At 62.0% G+C, this 17,501-nt stretch carries 23 protein-coding genes and 3 pseudogenes; 11 read left to right on the top strand and 15 right to left on the bottom strand.

All coding sequences use genetic code 11. The features are described from left to right. The 3 genes and pseudogenes from F627_RS0115180 to F627_RS0115170 all read left to right on the top strand — a co-directional run. Positions 1–186: pseudogene (locus tag F627_RS0115180) on the top strand (translational GTPase TypA); the annotation flags it as partial. Positions 187–687: 501 nt separating this feature from the next. After that, positions 688–924: a ribbon-helix-helix protein, CopG family gene (locus F627_RS0115175; RefSeq protein ID WP_018879659.1), complete on the top strand. Its 237-nt coding sequence runs from the start codon at positions 688–690 to the stop codon at positions 922–924. Next, entirely contained in the window at positions 921–1,352 is a 432-nt protein-coding gene (locus F627_RS0115170; RefSeq protein ID WP_019584564.1) for a putative toxin-antitoxin system toxin component, PIN family, read from the top strand. Before F627_RS0115175 ends, F627_RS0115170 begins: the two co-directional genes overlap by 4 nt. A gap of 309 nt (positions 1,353–1,661) precedes the next feature. Here F627_RS0115170 and F627_RS0115165 read toward each other — a convergent pair whose 3' ends face one another. The 10 genes and pseudogenes from F627_RS0115165 to F627_RS0115120 all read right to left on the bottom strand — a co-directional run bounded on the left by F627_RS0115165 (position 1,662) and on the right by F627_RS0115120 (position 10,278). Next, the gene (locus F627_RS0115165) at positions 1,662–2,072 is read right to left on the bottom strand and encodes a type IV pilin protein (RefSeq protein WP_019584563.1); all 411 of its coding nucleotides are present in this window, start codon (positions 2,070–2,072) and stop codon (positions 1,662–1,664) included. A gap of 7 nt (positions 2,073–2,079) precedes the next feature. After that, complete coding sequence (locus F627_RS0115160) at positions 2,080–2,403, bottom strand: hypothetical protein (RefSeq protein ID WP_019584562.1); 324 nt, start codon at positions 2,401–2,403, stop codon at positions 2,080–2,082. A gap of 19 nt (positions 2,404–2,422) precedes the next feature. Further along, positions 2,423–2,797, bottom strand: a complete 375-nt coding sequence (locus F627_RS0115155) for a hypothetical protein (RefSeq protein WP_019584561.1) — start codon at positions 2,795–2,797, stop codon at positions 2,423–2,425. A 37-nt stretch (positions 2,798–2,834) separates the two neighbouring features. Further along, a pseudogene (locus tag F627_RS16075) lies at positions 2,835–3,008 on the bottom strand (prepilin-type N-terminal cleavage/methylation domain-containing protein); the annotation flags it as partial. 209 nt (positions 3,009–3,217) lie between these two features. After that, complete coding sequence (locus F627_RS15945) at positions 3,218–6,946, bottom strand: pilus assembly protein (protein ID WP_231370171.1); 3,729 nt, start codon at positions 6,944–6,946, stop codon at positions 3,218–3,220. 58 nt (positions 6,947–7,004) lie between these two features. After that, the gene (locus F627_RS0115140) at positions 7,005–7,553 is read right to left on the bottom strand and encodes a PilX N-terminal domain-containing pilus assembly protein (protein WP_019584558.1); all 549 of its coding nucleotides are present in this window, start codon (positions 7,551–7,553) and stop codon (positions 7,005–7,007) included. A 6-nt stretch (positions 7,554–7,559) separates the two neighbouring features. Beyond that, positions 7,560–8,591, bottom strand: coding sequence for a PilW family protein (locus F627_RS0115135; protein ID WP_019584557.1), 1,032 nt, complete (start codon positions 8,589–8,591; stop codon positions 7,560–7,562). A 32-nt stretch (positions 8,592–8,623) separates the two neighbouring features. Next, on the bottom strand, positions 8,624–9,094 hold the full coding sequence (gene pilV / locus F627_RS0115130) for a type IV pilus modification protein PilV (RefSeq protein ID WP_196801170.1): 471 nt from the start codon (positions 9,092–9,094) through the stop codon (positions 8,624–8,626). A gap of 19 nt (positions 9,095–9,113) precedes the next feature. After that, complete coding sequence (locus tag F627_RS0115125; protein ID WP_026332142.1) at positions 9,114–9,590, bottom strand: GspH/FimT family pseudopilin; 477 nt, start codon at positions 9,588–9,590, stop codon at positions 9,114–9,116. A 163-nt stretch (positions 9,591–9,753) separates the two neighbouring features. Further along, complete coding sequence (locus tag F627_RS0115120) at positions 9,754–10,278, bottom strand: GspH/FimT family pseudopilin (RefSeq protein WP_019584554.1); 525 nt, start codon at positions 10,276–10,278, stop codon at positions 9,754–9,756. Positions 10,279–10,573: 295 nt separating this feature from the next. Here F627_RS0115120 and F627_RS0115115 point away from each other — a divergent pair, with 295 nt between their 5' ends. After that, the gene (locus F627_RS0115115) at positions 10,574–11,440 is read left to right on the top strand and encodes an SUMF1/EgtB/PvdO family nonheme iron enzyme (protein ID WP_018865517.1); all 867 of its coding nucleotides are present in this window, start codon (positions 10,574–10,576) and stop codon (positions 11,438–11,440) included. Between the two features lie 154 nt (positions 11,441–11,594). Here F627_RS0115115 and F627_RS0115110 read toward each other — a convergent pair whose 3' ends face one another. After that, entirely contained in the window at positions 11,595–11,987 is a 393-nt protein-coding gene (locus F627_RS0115110; protein ID WP_018882584.1) for a type II toxin-antitoxin system VapC family toxin, read from the bottom strand. A gap of 274 nt (positions 11,988–12,261) precedes the next feature. After that, a complete protein-coding gene (locus tag F627_RS0115105) occupies positions 12,262–12,504 on the bottom strand; it encodes a type II toxin-antitoxin system Phd/YefM family antitoxin (RefSeq protein WP_018879649.1) in 243 nt (80 codons plus the stop codon). A 205-nt stretch (positions 12,505–12,709) separates the two neighbouring features. Between F627_RS0115105 and F627_RS0115100 the strand changes: the two genes are divergently transcribed. Further along, positions 12,710–12,988: a type II toxin-antitoxin system RelE/ParE family toxin gene (locus tag F627_RS0115100; RefSeq protein ID WP_081601303.1), complete on the top strand. Its 279-nt coding sequence runs from the start codon at positions 12,710–12,712 to the stop codon at positions 12,986–12,988. Between the two features lie 24 nt (positions 12,989–13,012). Then, entirely contained in the window at positions 13,013–13,312 is a 300-nt protein-coding gene (locus F627_RS0115095) for a HigA family addiction module antitoxin (RefSeq protein WP_017926225.1), read from the top strand. Positions 13,313–13,370: 58 nt separating this feature from the next. Here the strand turns inward: F627_RS0115095 and F627_RS0115090 are convergent, their stop codons facing one another. Both F627_RS0115090 and F627_RS0115085 read right to left on the bottom strand, forming a co-directional pair. Beyond that, entirely contained in the window at positions 13,371–13,910 is a 540-nt protein-coding gene (locus F627_RS0115090; protein ID WP_019584553.1) for a protein disulfide oxidoreductase, read from the bottom strand. Continuing rightward, the gene (locus tag F627_RS0115085) at positions 13,907–14,338 is read right to left on the bottom strand and encodes a hypothetical protein (RefSeq protein WP_019584552.1); all 432 of its coding nucleotides are present in this window, start codon (positions 14,336–14,338) and stop codon (positions 13,907–13,909) included. The genes F627_RS0115090 and F627_RS0115085 overlap by 4 nt, the downstream gene beginning before the upstream one ends. 136 nt (positions 14,339–14,474) lie before the next feature. On the opposite strand from F627_RS0115085, the gene nadA reads away from it, so the two are divergent. The 3 genes from nadA (at position 14,475) to F627_RS0115070 (ending at position 16,269) form a co-directional block, all read left to right on the top strand. Then, positions 14,475–15,557 (top strand): quinolinate synthase NadA, encoded by a 1,083-nt coding sequence (gene nadA, locus F627_RS0115080; protein WP_019584551.1) that lies wholly within the window; start codon positions 14,475–14,477, stop codon positions 15,555–15,557. A 154-nt stretch (positions 15,558–15,711) separates the two neighbouring features. Continuing rightward, the gene (locus F627_RS0115075; protein ID WP_018865525.1) at positions 15,712–15,936 is read left to right on the top strand and encodes a DUF433 domain-containing protein; all 225 of its coding nucleotides are present in this window, start codon (positions 15,712–15,714) and stop codon (positions 15,934–15,936) included. Then, on the top strand, positions 15,937–16,269 hold the full coding sequence (locus F627_RS0115070; protein WP_018865526.1) for a DUF5615 family PIN-like protein: 333 nt from the start codon (positions 15,937–15,939) through the stop codon (positions 16,267–16,269). A gap of 58 nt (positions 16,270–16,327) precedes the next feature. Here F627_RS0115070 and F627_RS0115065 read toward each other — a convergent pair whose 3' ends face one another. Further along, positions 16,328–16,534, bottom strand: coding sequence for a hypothetical protein (locus F627_RS0115065; RefSeq protein WP_018865527.1), 207 nt, complete (start codon positions 16,532–16,534; stop codon positions 16,328–16,330). Between the two features lie 86 nt (positions 16,535–16,620). On the opposite strand from F627_RS0115065, the gene F627_RS0115060 reads away from it, so the two are divergent. Then, entirely contained in the window at positions 16,621–16,974 is a 354-nt protein-coding gene (locus F627_RS0115060; RefSeq protein WP_026332141.1) for a hypothetical protein, read from the top strand. Positions 16,975–17,320: 346 nt separating this feature from the next. Continuing rightward, positions 17,321–17,501, top strand: a pseudogene (locus F627_RS0115055) (IS110 family transposase); the annotation flags it as partial.

The following is a 17,501-nucleotide window of genomic DNA, read 5'->3' as shown; positions in this document are numbered from 1 at the left end:
CGTGCTGCCGGGACCGACGAGAACATCCAGCTGACCCCGCCGATCCGCATGACGCTGGAGCAGGCCATCGAGTTCATCGACGACGACGAACTGGTCGAGGTGACCCCGGAAAACCTGCGCATCCGCAAGAAGTTCCTGCTCGAGCACGAACGCAAGAAGGCCTCCCGCGCCGCCGCAACCGCCTGAAGCTAGACCCAAGGCGGAACCAAAAAGCGCCCGGCCGGATCGCATCCGCCGGGCGCTTTTTTTACGTCCTGCCCTCTGCCGCCATCCCCGAGCCCGCGCAACGGTTATCCGGGTTCCCCTGCGCCGGGGATTGCGCGGATCCCGGGGTATGTCCAGCGCCGGAGATCCCGGCTCATCGCTGCGCTGCAGCCGGGAGGACGGTGCGGCGTCTGGAAGCAGATGGGCGCCCCTTCCGTTCCCCGCCAGCTGTAGGAGGCGAGCCCTCTCGCCGATCAGGTGCGTCCAGCGCCCCATCGCCCAGAGGGCCGGGCTCCTGCGGGAGACGAGGGCTGCAGCGGCATGTGACCAGGAGGGCTGTTCGAGGAGACGGGTGTCCTCTTTCTTCCAGTTATCCGGGGTCTCCTCCGGCTGGATCGTGCTGCACGAGGTGATCTGGCCTCCGCTCTCATCCGGTGCTATGGTGTTTTGGTGTGCACGATTCAGCCCGTCTGGAGGGCTTCGATGAGCCGATTAACCATCACCCTGGACGACCAGCTGCATCAGGCCCTGAAAGAGGCGGCGGCGCGGCAGCAGCGTTCCATCGCTTCGATTATCGAGGAGAGCCTGGTCTATCGCGGGATTCGTACCCGTAGCGAAGCGCGGCAATTAGTGGCCTCGGCTCGGAAGCGCGCAGCGCTAAGCGAAGAAGATGCCATGGCTCTAGCGCTGGAGGAGACTCGTTCCGAGCGCGGCCGATGAAGCAGTGGACGCTGGTGGTCGACACCAACGTCGTGGTCGCGGGGCTTCTGTCCAGTGCGCCACGCTCACCCGTGTGCCGTGTCCTGGACGGGATGCTGGCGGGACATTTTCCTTTCCTGACTTCGCCTGACCTGATATCCGAATATCGCAGGGTTCTCTTGCGGCCGTCGCTGGTTCGGCTGCATGGCCTTTCGGACTCGCATATCGATGATTTGGTGACCGAACTGGTCGCCAATGCGATCTGGCGTGAGCCGAGCCCCTCATCAATTTCGGCTCCGGATGCCGGAGATTCTCACCTGTGGGATCTGCTGGCTTGTCACCCGCGCAGCATCCTGGTGACGGGCGACAAGCTGCTGGTCCAACAGCCATTTGCGCCGGGGCGTGTCGTCACGCCCGAGGCGGGCCTTCAGCTGTTTGAAACGAGCTGATTAGGTGCGCGGGCGCGGTTGTCTGGGGCGCGAGCGGAGTTTGTTATTTTGGGTTCGTGATCTCGGATCCCCGGGCCACGCGATTCTAAACGGCGTCATCCCGGAAATCGCAAAGCGATTATCCGGGACCTTCATGGGCTATCGGTGCGTGCGCGGAAGGCGCGGCTGTAGAGAGGCTCCGAACAAGGCTTGAGCGCCAGCTACCAGACCCAACGTATCGGAAAGCCGCGTAAGGCCGAGGAAAACAGGAGGGATGGAGACGGAAAATAAATCTGTCCCCGTTTCCGCGGATGGGTAAGTGACGGCCTGCTACCAGCACCGATCCACGTCGCCGTCGGCATCCCGGACGCCACGATGATCTAACTCGAGGTCCCCGCAATTGTAGTTATCGCCGGTGTCCTGCACACCTTGTGGTTGGGCGATGAGTGTAAATTCGGTGGCGTTCGGTATAGGGTCCGGCCCAAAGGAATAGCGATTGGCCATATCGCCTTCGGTCATGCAGCCTCGGTTCGGTAAGGCGCCTGCGTAACTCATGGTGCTCGTGAACCGCCGCTCCAGAGTTTGCGCGATCTCCGTGAGACAGCCTCCTGCTGTTGCCCGGTACGAGTTAATGACATATTGCTGATATGCGGGATAGGCGATCGCCGCGAGTATGGCGATAACCGCCACGACGATCATCAATTCGATCAGGGTAAAGCCCTTTGGCTGGGTGATTCGCATCTCTTAGCTACTCCTGCGGGGAGGAAAACAGCGTGGGGTTCTCGATCCGGGGTAAACCCGATGCTGCCTCCACAGGTTGGAAGCGAATCCAGAGCCCCTCCTGGACATCCTGCAACCCGCTCCTCCCGTCATCTTTGTAGAAGGCTGTGGTGTGCGGTACACGGTACGTGGTTCTATCAATGGTGATGGTGTATGCGGTCGGGTTCACGGCCGTGACCTGGCCGACCAAGAAACCTTGGTAGTCCTCCGCAGCATTGCTAGCTGAGAAGGCCAGGAAAAAAAGGGAGCCCATCAGAAGCGGCTTTTTGCGAATACGGGTCATGTTCGGCATTGAGCTTGGTCCCTTCCGGTTAGCGCAACTGCAGCCAGCTGCGCGGTTGAAGCTGAACGGCCAGCGGGGCTTCTTCGATCCCCTCGCCCTCGGTCCCGCTAATGACGCGGTACAGGCGGCCATCGGCTGGGTTTCGAATCAGGGTTGGACGGCCGATGATGCCAAGCCCCGGATCAATCGAGCTGGGCGCGACTTCTTCGCCATTAATGGTGATCGTATCGCCCGAGTCGAAATCGCCGTCTCGATTGAGGTCAAATACCGGGTTGCTTGGTCGGCCTCCCGTCGCTGCGTTCAAGGAGAACAGGGCCGATGTGCCGCCGCCTGCGCAGGGATCGTCGAATGGGATGAGCGTGACGAACTCTACCCGCCCGTCAATCAGAACCGGTTGCGTCACGACGCGTTCACCGCGCGGCTCAGGGAAATCCAGCCTTCCCGTCGGAGACTTGTGCGCGTTCAACAAAACGGCCATAGGCGGGAAAGGCAATCGCCGCGATGATGGCGATGATGGCGACCACGATCATGAGCTCGATGAGCGTGAAGCCTTTTACCCGGTGGCCTTGCCCTTTGAAACCGGTCCCTGCGAGATGAATGTTTGATTGGTTCATTTCGCCATTCCTTTCATCGCGGTTTGTCATGCACGGCAGCCTGTCTCTCGGGCTTGGGTCGATCCAGCGCGCGAGTACGACAACCGACCCTCCCCACTTTCGCCCATTTAGTACGTCGCATTACCCTGTTCCTCGCAAGAGTTGAAAAAGGAAGTTACCAAGCAGCAACGGCAATCAGTTCGGTTTCACGGATCATGTGAACGCCCCGACTACCGCAGTTGCTGCCAGTTCATGCGGCCGAGTTGCTGATCATCGTCTCTCACGATTTCGCAGTTGCCTTCACCGTCACAAGCCAATTGCGTCCGATCTGTGGAGGAGGTGCTCACGGTTTCGGGCCGCTGTATTGTGATGATGCGTTCGCCAGTACCCACACTAATTCCGCTAGGAGCCTGGAGTTCGCCGTTGACGAGTACGCGATCGGAGTCGCCGAACACGCCGTCTCGGTCTAGATCGAACACGGGTTGTTGCAGTTGGCCGCCAGTGCGCAGATCAAAGTCCATGAAGAAACCGCGCCGGCCACTACCGCACGGATCTTCATCCGGGATCAAGGTGGAAAAGCGAACCCGCTGCTCTTCTCGCCCGAGTGTCACCGGCCCGGAGATCACGCGTTCTCCACTGTCACGATCGAGATCAATGATCCAGCCTCTGTACTCGGTCAAGTCCACGGGGTCATCGGACAGCACACGGACTTCTTGAGGGCCGCTCGCGGTTTGCACGGTCTCTTGAAATTCGATCCGTTGCCGAAACAGGTCCGATCGGTCAGCCGGCTCGCTCGGGGGTGATATCGAGTCCACTACGCCATAAAGACTCTGAATCTGTGAGTCATCGGCATCCGGTTCGAAAATATAGGAACCGGTACCGAACGAGATCATGGCGCGACCTTGATCCAGGATCTGGCCGATGGGTCGTGTGGTTATGGGTTGGGCCGTCCCGTTCGGGGCGGTCGCCCGGGCCAGTAAGCGCACCGAGGGGCTATTGATGTTGGTAAGGTCAAAGACCCAGAGATTGCCGAGCAGATCTCCTGCGTAGGCCCGGTTGGCGCGCAAGTCCGCCCCCGGCCAGTCCGTGATAAACGGTGCGGCAAGACCGTTGGGGGCATCAACGTCTCCTTCACCGGTGGAGACATTCGCTGTGAGACTACCGTCGAACAGGTCGACCACGAATAGGCTGGATTCGTGAGACGCGCTGTTATAGCCGTTGCCAAAGAATACGGCCCAATCTCCATCCGGGCGCGTGCGCGCTATCTGCGGGGTTCCAATCGAGGTACCCAGCTCATCATGCGAGAATTCCCAGAGGACGTCGTCACTGGGCGAGAAGTTCGCGGGATCGGATACGTCCAGCGCGAAAACCTGCCGTCCGCCGGCGCCGAGTGAGCCAACCAGAACTGTCCTTAGATTGGTGCCATCATGGACCTCGCGGACGGCCAGCTTTCCGTCAACAAAATACCGATGGTGACGGTTGTAATCCAGCGCCGTAAGTCGCGATAGAGGTGCAAAATCCTCGCCCCCTTCAGGAAGCAAGAGCTTGCTCGGGATGTACGCGAACAGTTCTTCGCCCGTATCACCGTCGAAGGCGTGCAACATCCCGTCGTTGGCCCCGACAAACAGTACGCCGTCTACGAAGACCGGGTCGGAGTTGATAATGTCGCCCAGCAGGCGCGGTGCGCCAGAGCCTATGCGGCTGCGTAGGCCATCTTGCTCCTGACCGCGTAGCCACGCTACCCGGTCATCGCTGCGATTGTCATTGTCGCCATCCGAGCTGTAGTCGAGGGCCTCCCGCTGATCGGCATGGAGGTTATTTGCACGGAACTCTACTCCCCCGCCAGCACCCGATATCTGCCCTTCTGCGGCGCTCCTGGTGAAGATGCGGCGGTTGTCTCCCGCGGCCTGGCTGGCGAGAGCCGTCTCTGCATCCCAGCACTCGGGGCAACCTGGCGCTGCGACATTGCCGTCTTGATCGAGCGGCCGGCCGGTCAGGGTGCCGGACCAGTCTTCCGATCGAAATCCCGCCGTGTATAGCAAGGTATCGGGTTGCAGAATCGCCGAGCTCGCAGCTGCCGCAGTGCTGGTGTCGGCAAGCTCGAGAGAGATGGCTTCGAACGCCCGCTCCAGGCTCTCCACCATCGAGTTGGCCTCGCCTGCGGTGAAGAAGTTGTCGGGTCTCATGAAAGAGGCCTGTCCGCCTCCCCGACCGAAGGGTGTGAGCGTTTCGCCGTTTCTGTGCCACCAGTCTTCAGGCAGGGGTGTAGTGCCCCAGTCGTCCGCATCGAAGTCCTGTGGCAGGCGAGCGCCACCGTACTTTGCAGCGAGTGCAAACTGGTTACGTGACATTCCCTCGAGGGACTGAGCCTCAAGCACATCCACCCAGTAGGTAGAAGCGCTCGTACGTCCGCCGTCCAGGTCCGGGCGGATGTCGTGCGCATTCGCATGCCAGGCCAGCCCGGCCATGTACGCCGAATTCTCGCGCCCCGTAAAATTACATGTGTTGCCGATGTTCCCTATGCCCTCCATTTGGCCCACCCGGTTAGTTTCCGTCACCACGTTCACGGTGTTGTCGGAACTAACTTCCGCCGGAGTGCTTGGCTCGTCTCTTGAACACGAGCTTCCTGGGAGGTTCTTGTCGCGGTGAGTGTAGATGTCGCCGATGCCCAAGATGGTATTGGGCTGGCACCAGTGTTCAACGGGATCATCCCAATCCGTGATCACAGGAAAGCCGTCAGCGACTTCATAGGCGCTCCAACCAGGATCTTCCAGAGATGTCAACGAGGAGTAGGAACTCACGTTCCCTTGGTTTTTAAGGTACCTCAGTCCCGCGTAGTAAAGTTCGCTCACCGGGTCTGTACTTTTGTGGGGGCGGGTGGTCATCTGCCCGAACTTGTTCAGGTAGTTGATGACTCCACTATCCTGTATTGAGGCACCAGTTTCGCTTGCCCAGTCACTATCAGGATTGCGGGTCAACACTCCCGTATTCTCATCCCATTCCGCCCTGGGGTTGTTTGTCATGCCCCCGTCGCCGTCTGGTTTGATTGGCCCGATGTACTTCTGCTTGGCTCGCAACACCCCGCCATCGCGCAGCCGGGAATGGTCATTTACATACCCGAACAAGCTGTAACGAATCCGGTCCGAATACTCTTGCAAAGTGCCTTCAGGCTTCCAGCCGTTCGCATATTGCTGACAATTGCCTTCAAGTAAACCCGAGACGCACACACGGACCCTGACGCTCACCTCATAAGCATGATCACCGGTCACGGTTTCACCTGGATTATATGCAGTGACATTATGATTTACGCCATTGTTCTCAAGCCGGAACCGCATTTGGTTGCCAAGCCCCTCAATGCGCATGCGCATCCATCCGTATGCGCCGAAAGGTGTAGCTCCTGCCAGGACATTGTCATCAGTCCCGCTTTCCGGAAGCCGCCGATTAGGGAAAATATTAGTGCCACCCTGTCCAGTGTGGCGTGCCTTCTCAAGCCACGTTTCGGTAGGAGTGTCACGAACTCGGTAGCCCCCGGTAAGAGCCGATCGGAATGGGTCGACGGTTTGTGTGGCCGCCCAATTGAGGAAGTTTCCACTCCAGGGTGCGCCAGATGACGTGCATCGGCGGTTCGATGTTTGGCTGACCGGGAAGAAGTGGCGTTCGGATTCGTCTACATCGTATGAGTATTGATAGCACTTGCTGGGATCGAAATATCCTGCATACTCCGACGCTTCCGAATAGCCACCCAGGTTTGCAACACTGTTGATAGTCGGCCATTCGACCGAAGGTGTGAGAACCAGGCTGCCTGGGACGTTCTGCAAGGAGAAAAGGGGCTGCTGAGCCACGTCGAGATCGGCTGCGGCCTGAGGCGCGTAACCTGCAAGTGCCGCAAACGTGACCAGCGTCGCGGCGGCGAGAGGTTGCCGAAATCGCGGAAGACTGCTTGGTCTAAGGGAAGTCATGAGGTATCCTCGGCTATCAAGCAACATGCAGAATCGAAATGGAGTAAAAGATGATCACTCACCCGCCCCAGTCCGGCGGACATAGGATCAAGCCACTGTTTCGGGGTCTGACCGAAGCCTCAAGAGTCACGCGCGCGCTATTGGTTCCGCCTACGCCGTGGCTGTAAACGGGAAACTGGCGGTCGCACTCGGGCTCCGCAATGTCCATTTGGCCCGGGACGCGACTGTAGGACGGTGGATTGACGTAGTAAGAGGCCGCCTCCGCTAGCGCAACTTCGGAGTTGGACAAGTCCAAAGTGCCATGGGCATTTGCACCCTCCCAAGCTCTCGGAGCCTGCAAACGATCGTGTCCCTCGGCCACCTGGCGGTTGGCGATGGAAGCGTCAAGCCAGGTCTCGCCTTCGCGCAACGCGGCTTCGCTGGCCTGAAAGGCGAGGTTGCGGTCGTGCCAGTTGCCTGACATGCGTTCCTGAAGCAACGTGTCCTGCATGCCGGCAATTGCCAGGATCGTCACGACCAGCAACAAAATCAGACCGACGATCAGCGCCGAGCCGTTTTGCCGGCGAGCAATCGAACAAGTGGAATGTGAGCCGAAATGATGGTTCATGGTTGATCAGTCCAGACGATTGCGCAGGCCAATGGTGGATGTGAAGACCTGGTAAAGTCGGCGATCAGGTGCGGTCCATGTGCCGCCATCGATCGCCAATTGCTGAGGCGTGTCGACTACGTTTTCGGTGTTGGTGCTGTTGACGATCAGACTAACCCGGACCGCTCGCACCGCTTCCCAGTCGGCTACTGCACCGGCGGTGCGGAAGCTGTTTATGCGGCCGTCCCCGCTGATGTCCTCGCCATAGCGGATTCGGAGGTCCTCAACACCGGTGACCAGCTCCTGGTCATTGGCGGAACCCAGACCAAAGTCCAGTCGGCGAAGCGAATTCTGTTCCGGGTCGGCGGTGCTGGCGCCGACGTAGTATAGGCGCGGTTCGAAACGGAACAGTTGAGAAGTCTCATCGAAACTTTTGGACAGGTTGTTCTGGCCAGGGTTAAGATTTCCAGGAGCCATATTCGCGGCGCCCCGAGTGACAGTATTGGCGTTTGAATTAGCCGTGTTCTGAAAAATGTCGCAGGAATCAGCATCGCTAATGACGACGAGTTGCTCGCGTGCGATTCCGCTAGGGCCATTGAGGTTGACCGTCGCCGCGTTTTCGGGCGTGTTGCCAGAGGGGTTTGCGTCCATGCTCGAAGATTTTTTTATTAGAAGGGTATCGGTGCCGGCTACATAACCGTTCATCGACCCGGCATGTGGCCCCGCCTGCTGGTGCCATCCAACGAGTGAACCGGTCTCGAAATCAAGGAGCTCATCATCATAGCCGGTACCATTGGGATCGAGAAGGGAATTGACCTCAGTGCCCGGCATACAGGCGCCGCGAAATCCGACTTGCCGAATGTCACGGGCAAGGATCTCGACCGCGAAACGCCCGGTTTCCTGAACCTTGCTCATTGCCTCCTGGGTGCGGTAGGTCTGGCTGGTTCCGATAAAGACGCTGATAACCGCACCGATAAGCAGGATGCCGAGGGTCAGGGCGATCATGAGCTCCACAAGGGTGAGACCGCGCACCTTTCTGGCACCCGGCGCCCCGATCATCTTCGTTGTCCTGGAATGATTATCGGGCATGGTTACAGGCGCGTCCGCAGAGAAAAGGTTTCGGGCGTTTCTTCGCCCCGGGTGTCATCCCAGGTCACGGAAATTGTGACGATGTTGTTGCTGCTGTCCGTCACTATCGCCGCCTGGGAAGCGGGAAGCGTGTTCTGGATATCGGTGATCCAGCGGTTTAGTTCGCTCGATGGGAGATCATTACCGGAGGGGGGTGCGGTAAAGGTCCCGTCGTAGGCTTGTTGCAGAGCGACACTCCGGTCGACACGCATCATGTCGAGCATGTCATACGCGAGAATGGTGGCTTGGGCGCGCATGTAGGCGCTGTGATTGGCCTTCAGCGCGTTCCCCTGAAGGCTTGCGAGGCCGATGAGCCCAATGGATAGCACCAGCACTGTGACCATCACCTCGATCAGCGTCACGCCGGAGTGACGTCGTTGATTGCCCGAGAATGGCTCTTGAGCACTGGTCAATGTTGATGGAGTGTTCGGCATGATCGTAATCCCGTTGGCTTCAGGGGCAGGCAGTGCGTTCTACGCCTACGCGACCACCCGGGGAGATGCGCAGGATGCGGGCCCGGTCCCCCGTGCAATTCTCGGCGTGAACGTTAAAGGTGATTGCATTCTGGTCCTCCCGAGTGCCCATGGGGCCAAAACTCACCGATGTCTCTCCGCCCGCGTTGATGACCGACCGGGCCGGTGGGGCGTCCCAGACACGTAAGCGATCCGCGGCGGCTGCGTTGCAGCCAGCGCTGGGCTCGACCCACCAGCCGTCCTCCCAGTCATTTGTACATACCGAGGCGACCTCACCACGCCTTATCGCCTCGCTGCGCGCCAGGTTGATCGCCGTAGTCAACTGATTGGCGAGAGCGGTGGCGCGGTTGTTTTGCACCAAAGCCTGGAATCCCGGCACCGCGATCGTGATCAGGATCGCCGCTACGGCAATCGTGACCATCAGTTCGACAAGCGTGAATCCGTGGGGTCGGGTCATTGGGCGTCAGCCGTTCGGGTTGCCGTGACTCTAGTGATAAGCGCGCGCCGGCGGTGCTGCAAGCCCCGACCGGTTCAGTGGTCGAATCGCGGCCACGAGCGGTGTTCGCGGCCCTGGCGGCGCCGCGATACTCAACCAGAAGTCCGCCGGGTGGAGCCCGGCCTCAGGTGCAGTCGGTAGTGGCGACTCGGGGGCGGCCGGCGCTACTGATGACGATGGCGCGGCCTTCATCTCCGCTGGAGCAGATCGAGACGGTGCCCATCAGAAGGGCACCCGACAGGCGTTCGGACTGGCCGAGGGCGTTGTAGGAGATGTGTTGGCTGACGGGCTGGTTGCCGGACACGGTGACATTCGCGCCGGTCCAGGCATTGCCCACGCGCAGGATATGGTCCGGCGCGGTTGGCTGGTCGGTGCGGCCTGGATTGGCGAAGAGGATCCAGCCGGCGTCCCAGGGGGTGCCTGTGCAGGTGGCGCCATCCGTGGAGGTGCACAGCGTGACCAGGCTGCCGCGGCGGATGGCCTCGCTGCGGGTCATGTGCAGGGTGGTCAGGAACTGGTTGGTCGTGGTGGTGAGCCGGGTCTGTTCGACGAGGTTGCCGAAGGCGGGTGCCCCGATACCGAGCAGGATCGAGGCCACCAGCAGGGTGACCATCAGCTCCACCAGCGTGAAGCCACGCGAGCAGGGCATGTTCGACTCCTCCCTGAGTCCAAATAACGGGTGGAGCGTAAAATGCCTGTTTAACCGGTGCAAGCGGCACTGCGCGAGGGCGAACCTCGGGCGTTGGCGCTTGCCTACAGGATGGCGGCGCCGTTGGCAGGGCGCGCTATCGTGTTGACTGTACTGCTGGGTAGTTCGAGCCGCCGGTTGAGGTGGGTGGCGAAGGGGCGCTTGGGTTCAGGCAGGCGATTGCTTCGCTTCGCTCGCAATGACGGGTTTTGTGGGTGTGAGCGGGGCGCAGAAAGATCAGGAGGTCAGCAGGCTCATGGTGAAGGACGTGCAGCGGATGGATCAGGCGGATCTGCTGGATCTGCAGCAGCAGGCGGCGCGTGCGGCAAGGCTGGACGTCACGTTTCGCGACGAGGCCCGCTCCGGGGCGCCGACGCCGGAGCTGCAGGTGATCCCGCCCGGCGAGTTCGAGATGGGTTCGGATGCCTCGGAGTACGGCCATCAGCCGCACGAGGGGCCGCGCCGCTACGTGGCGCTGGAGCGGCCCTTCGCTCTGGGGCGCTACGCGATTACGCGCGAGGAGTGGGAGGCGTTCCAGGCGGCGACGGGCTGGGAGCCCTGGGAGTGGCTGGTGTGGCCGAGTACTCCGCGCATGCCGATCTTCAATATCAAGCCGGATAGTATCCAGCAGTATCTGGACTGGTTGAGCGAGGAGACGGGCAAGCGTTATCGCCTGCCGACCGAGGCGGAGTGGGAATACGCCTGCCGGGCGGGCACCCGCACGCCGTTCGCTTTTGGCGAGGTGGTGGGGTGCCGCGACGTGCACTTCAATTCGCTGTTCCCCTACGAGGAGCGGCGCCAGCGGCGCAAGTGGTACATCCCGGCGTGTTTCCCGCTGTCGCGGCCGCTGGATGTGGGCAGCTTTCAGCCCAACCTCTGGGGGCTGTACGACATGCACGGCAATGTGCAGGAGTTTACCTCCACGCCGTGGCATGACAGCCATGCCAGCCTGCCGCGCGATGGCGTCTACCGTCGCGATCCGGACAACGAGTGGGTGGTCACCAAGGGCGGTTCCTGGTTCGATGCCGCCGTGAACACCCGCAGCGCCGCCCGGCGCCGCCGCAACATCGACGAGATGGATACCAACCTGGGCTTCCGCGTCCTGCGCGAGCTGGAGGCGTAGGCCCCGGGCTGGCGGTGGCAGGGGCTTCGCGCGTAAGGCGCGCCCCCTGCGGGGAACGGTTCGGCGCTGCGGCGAGGCTTGGGTCTTGTGTAGGAGCCCAGCCCTCTGGGCGATGGGGCGTAGGCCGGGCCCGATCGGCCAGAGGGCTGGCCTCCTACAGTGGGGCGCTGCCCTGTTCCGGTCGGAACAGGTGGATCTCCAGGCCCTCGATGTGCCGATAGTGCCGATCGTTGGCCGTGACGAGTGGCAAGCCCAGCTGTGTGGCGGTCGCCGCAATCAGCGCATCGGCCATCTGCATGTTGTGGCTGAGGGCGTAGGTCTCGACAAGGAAGGTTGCGCGGTTCGAGATGGCTTCGCTTACCGGTTGGATGCGGGCATCCCAGTACTGGACGGCTTGGCGCAGCGCGCGGAATTCGGACTGGTCGCGCAGCCCCTGGACGAGTTCCATGTAGGTGACTGCGGACACTGTGAATCCCGGCGAGCTGTCGAGCCATTCGCTGGCTCGCTGATTTCCGCGCAGATTCCAGATCAGGACATCCGTGTCCACTAGGGAAACACTGATCAATGTACACGCTCGCGTTGGCACCCCAGGTTCTCCGAGACAAGGCGCGTCGCGCAGTGGGTAGTGGTTCTACCCGCAAGCGGCGCAACGCAGGATCGGGGAACCTGGGGTGCCAACCCCGAAGGGCTCGGCCGCTTTTGCGTGGGAACGGCGTTGCGGCTTCCTTGTGCAGAATAACTGCACGGCTGTCGCCGCGCCTTGTTCACACGCAAAAGCGACTCGAGCGCGAGCGTGTACATTGATCAGTGTTTCCCTAGCCTTACTTGAAGTTCCTGGATTGCCGGATCCGGCGGATGTGTTCGTCGACCGAGCCTTGCTGGTCCCGCCAAAGCCCAAACAGAGGATTATGGTCGGCGCGCGTTTGCGGGGCCGAGGTGCTTCGGTATGGGACCAATTTGGCGCGCAGGCGACCTCGATACGTGATTTCGATCTCCTCGCCCCGGTCCACGGCGGCGAGCAGTTCGCGGCTGTGCAGGCGCATATCCTTGGTGGTGGCTTCCATGACGGCCTCCCTTAGTTACACTTTAAAGTGTAACTTGTGCGCGTTGGGAGTCAACAAGCTGGGTTGCTGGCCACGGTCATTTTGATGCGTTTCGCTGCGCTCAACCGCATCCTACGGGGGGGGCTTCCTGGGTGTAGGGTGCACTGAGCGAAGCGAGCTGCGCCATTGGTTTGCTGCTTACCGTTAAGCGTTATATCCTGTACCCATGATCAGAAGCTTTCGGTGTAGGGAAACCCGGGCGCTGTTCGAAACCGGAAGGAGTCGGCGTTGGTCCGGTATCAGAGCGATTGCGGAGCGCAAGTTGGTCCAGCTTCAAGCGGCGGAGACGCTGCAGGATTTGCGTTCGCCGCCGGGTAATCGGCTGGAGGTCCTGTCTGGAGATCGCGAGGGACAGCACAGCATTCGCATCAACGCCCAATGGCGTATCTGTTTCCGGTGGACGGACGAGGGTGCTGAGGACGTGGAGATCGTCGATTACCACTGAAGGGTTCCCGAAGGAGGTTAGAGCATGACTACAAACGGTATGCGGCCCATCCATCCAGGCGAAATCTTGCGCGAGGAGTTTCTTGCTCCGCTAGGGCTCAGTGTGAACGCGCTTGCCGGGGCGTTGCACGTGCCGACGACGCGCATGAATGACATTGTGCGCGAGCGCCGGGGCGTCTCTGCCGACACGGCCATGAGGCTGGCGCGTTATTTCGGTACTTCCGAGCGTTTCTGGCTGAACCTGCAGGTTGAATACGAACTGAGGCGCGCCCAGATCGAACTCGCTGACCGCGTGCGCAGCGAGATCGAACCTCGCGCTGCGTGACCACGATTGTGTTGGGTCGCTGAGCGCAGCGAGCCGCGCTGTTGGGCGCTGGGGTGGCTTACAGCCAGCGGGCGAGCCACAGGCGCAGGCGCAGTTCCAGAGGCGGGGCGTAGCCTTGCTTGCGGAAGACGATCTCGCCGTCGGGGTTGATGATGAAGGTGGCCGGGACGCCGCGAACGTTGTAGCGCGCGGCCAGGGCGCCGTCCGGATCGTTGATCACGGCTAGTTCCCGCTCGCGTTCGTTCAGGTGGTCCAGCACCTCTTCTTCCACGCCCGATTGCATAGCGACCGTCAGCACCGGGTGGCTTTGGGACAGGCGCACGATCTCGCCTTCTTCCAGGCGGCAGATCGGGCACCAGGTGGCCCAGAAGTGGAGCAGCATGGGCTCGTCCGCGTAATCCGCGAGCGTTACCGGCGTGCCATCCAGTAGCTGGGCCTCGAATTCGGGGGCCGGGCCCTCGACCATGTCGCGCGCCATCCAGGCGCGCACGGCCAGGAAGATCACCAGCGCCAGGCCGATCTGGATGCCCCAAGACAGCGCGCGGCGGCGGCCGGAGGGCTTCGGGCGTTTCGGTTTCTCGGGCGGGGTCTCGGTCAACGGATCATCTCGGCTTGTCCGGGGCGGGCGCGGGTGCCGCGTTTTTTCGGGCCCTTGCGCACCGCGATGCGTACCAGTTCGTCCTCGTCGTCCATCAGTCGTTCCCGCTGGACCTCGGTGAGCAGCGGGTTACGCGCGACGAAGTAGCGCAGGTTGGGGTCGCGGTCGTTCACGCAGGCCTCGACCTGGTCCGGGGTCAGGTCCGGGCGTTTGGCGCAGTTCAGGCGTACGGTCTGGTTGGGGTCGGCCAGGAGCAGCGCGACTTCCTCCGGCGTCAGGTCCATACGCCGGGAGAAGTACGCCTTCACCTGGGCGTGCTGGTCGCGGACCAGCAACGGTCGCCAGCGCTCGTCAAGCGCTCCGGAGAGGGCCAGGTCCATGCGCTCTTCGAATGACAGCGCCTTGTATTGGCGGGTGAGCTCGTCCATCGGGAGGGCATTATAGGCGCGCTGCTTGGGTTACGCGGGCACGCCCCCACAATTTGCAGGAACGACAGCACGCCAGGGCCTGTCGTACCATAAGCAGACGATAATCTTCTCCGACTGCTTCGGAGAGCGAGGGATCATGAACGCACCCGTAGCCGACAAGCCGCTTTACCACGTGCCGAGCACGGCCCACGTGACGGCTTCGCTGCACGCGTTGACCGATGCCCAGCGCGACGAGCTGGTGCGCCGCATCAAGCGCCTGCTGATCGAACGCAACGCGGTGCTGGTGGCCCATTACTACGTGGACGAGTCGCTGCAGCGGCTGGCGGACGAGACCGGTGGTTGTGTGGCCGACTCCCTGGAGATGGCGCGTTTCGGCAAGGAGCACCCGGCCGAGACGCTGGTGGTCGCCGGGGTGCGCTTCATGGGCGAGACGGCCAAGATCCTGAGCCCGGAGAAGCGCGTGCTGATGCCCACGCTGGAGGCCGAGTGCTCGCTGGATCTCGGCTGCCCGGCCGACGAGTTCGCGAAGTTCCGCGCCCAGTACCCGGACCACACGGTGGTGGTGTACTCCAATACCTCGGTGGACGTGAAGGCGCAGGCCGACTACGTCGTCACCTCGAGCATTGCCGTGCCGCTGGTCGAGCACCTGCGCGATCAGGGCAAGAAGGTCCTGTGGGCCCCGGACAAACACCTTGGCGACTACATCCGCCGCACCACCGGTGCCGACATGGTGCTGTGGGACGGCTCCTGCGTGGTGCACGACGAGTTCCGCGCTTGGGCGCTGGAGGACCTGCGCGGCCGCCACCCCGGTGCCGCGGTGCTGGTGCATCCGGAGTCCCCGCGCGAGGTCATCCACCAGGCCGATGTGGTCGGCTCTACCAGCCAGTTGATCGCGGCGGTGAAGGAGCGCCCGGAACAGGAATTCATCGTGGCGACCGACAAGGGCATCTTCTACAAGATGCAGCAGGCGGCGCCGGGCAAGACCCTGATCGAGGCCCCCACCGGCGGCCACAGCGCCACCTGCACCAGTTGCGCCCATTGCCCGTGGATGGCCATGAACGACCTGGTCTCGCTGGCCGAGACGCTGGAAGACACCGGGGAGCCGGCGAAGAACGAGATCTTCGTCGACGAGGCCGCGCGCCAGAAGGCCCTGGTGGCCACGCAGCGCATGCTCGATTTCGCCGCCGAACACCGCAAGGCCACCGAAGGCGACGCCTGACGAGGTGTCTTGTAGGAGCCTGCTTGCAGGCGAAGCCCCTGCCCGCGCCCGACTCTGGCGAACATGACATTCGCGGACCCGTTTGCTCCAGCATTGGTCCGATAACGATACACTTCGTCGATACATTCTCTGGTCGTCTGCGCAGGAGGCCATCATGAGCGAGTTGCAACGCATCACCTTTGATCCGGAAATCTGCGGTGGACGCCCTTGCATCCGCGGCACCCGGATGCGAGTGCGGGATGTCCTTGACCTTCTGGCGGCAGGGGCCTCGCGGGAGGAAATTCTGGAGGACTACCCCTACCTGACGGGCGAAGACATTACCGAGGCGTTGCGGTTTGCCGCGCGTCAAACGGATCACCCTGTTCTTCACGTCGCCTGAATGCGCTTCCTGGTCGACGCTCAGCTGCCGCCGGCCCTTGCGCGTTGGCTCGTTGACCAGGGTGTTGCGGCCGAGCATGTTGCGGATGTCGGACTTCTTGAGGCTTCCGATAAAGAAATCTGGGCGGAAGCTCTCCGAACGGGGGCCGTCATCGTGACCAAGGATGAGGATTTCGCCGTGTGGCGCTCCGCGGACTCGGGGGCCTATCCAGCCGTCGTCTGGCTTCGAATCGGAAATACCCGGAAAGCGGCCTTGCTCGAATGGTTCAAGCCGCTTCTACCTCGCGTGCTCCGGGCGCTGGAGAACGGCGAATCGCTGATTGAAGTCGACTGAGCGAGCGGCCCCTCGCTGAGCGAGTCCTGACACCACGTCTACTCAGGTGGAGTTGAAGTTAGCGGTCGTTCAGCCAGGCGGCCCACTGGGAGTGGGTAGAGACGTCCACGCCGTCGGCCTTCGCGGCCTGTTGCAGGTGGGTCTGCAGGTCGGCCATCAGTTCGGAATCCATCAGATCGGGCTCCAGGGTGAGCTGCGCATGCAGCGTGCTGTAGACGAGCTTGAGTTCATTTACCGGGTACTGCGACCAGTCGAGGTGGGCCATGGCGTCCGTTCTCCGTTTCCATCAGTTGAGTTATAGCCTGAGGGTGGCCTGTGATGCCATTCAAAAGCACCTGCGTGGTGGCGGAGATGTTTAAGCGCCGGGCACGTCTGCTGGTGGCGTCGGAACGCCCGGACGGGCGTGCCGCGCGCGTGGCGGAGCTGGCCGCGGCGGCCGAGTTCGAGGACTGGATCGAGGTACGTCCGGCGCGCGCGATGTGCGCGCTGACGGATGATGACCTGGCCTGGGCCGATTTGCTGGTGGCGGTCGACACCGCCGCCGCCCGCGCCATGCCCGAACATCGGCCCGCGACCTGCCGCCCGAAATACTGGCGCTTGCCCGCCGATACCGGCGCGGAGCTGGATCTGCAGGCCCTGGAGGCCTTGCGTTGCATGGTTGGCGGGATGCGTATGCTGGCGCGGGTGGATGCCGAAGACGCCTGAGGGGCATGTCGGCGCGTCCCGTCCAGTGTTCTTCAAGACGCGAGGCATTGCCTTGCGAATCCCGAGTCATCCCGGCCGCAGCAAAGCGGAGAGCCGGGATCTGCGGTGGTTACTTTGACCGGGCGTGTCAGATCCCGGATAACCGCTGCGCGGTTTCCGGGATGACGTCGAGAGGGGTGATCGGGGATACCCGGGCGTGATCGCGAGGGGCGCGCCCGGGTTGGTTCCGACCGATCGCCACGGCGCTGCGCGTCTCAATGGGATGGACGCCCCCGCCCTATTACGGCATCGCGATGTGCCAGAGTGGGGGTGATCACTCTCACTCGAAGAAGACGGAGGCGTCCACATGCAGGTTACAACACTCGGTATTGATCTCGCGAAGAACGTGTTCCAGGTCCACGGTGTGGATGCGCAGGGCCGGCAGGTGTTTTCGAAGGCGCTGCGGCGCAGCCAGTTGCGCAACTTCGTCGCCCAGCTGCCGGCCTGCCGGATCGGCATGGAGGCCTGCGGGAGTGCCCATTACTGGG

The sequence above is a fragment of the Thioalkalivibrio sp. ALE16 genome, assembly GCF_000381305.1.
GTDB lineage: Bacteria > Pseudomonadota > Gammaproteobacteria > Ectothiorhodospirales > Ectothiorhodospiraceae > Thioalkalivibrio.
This window is presented reverse-complemented; position numbering and strand designations above follow the sequence as displayed.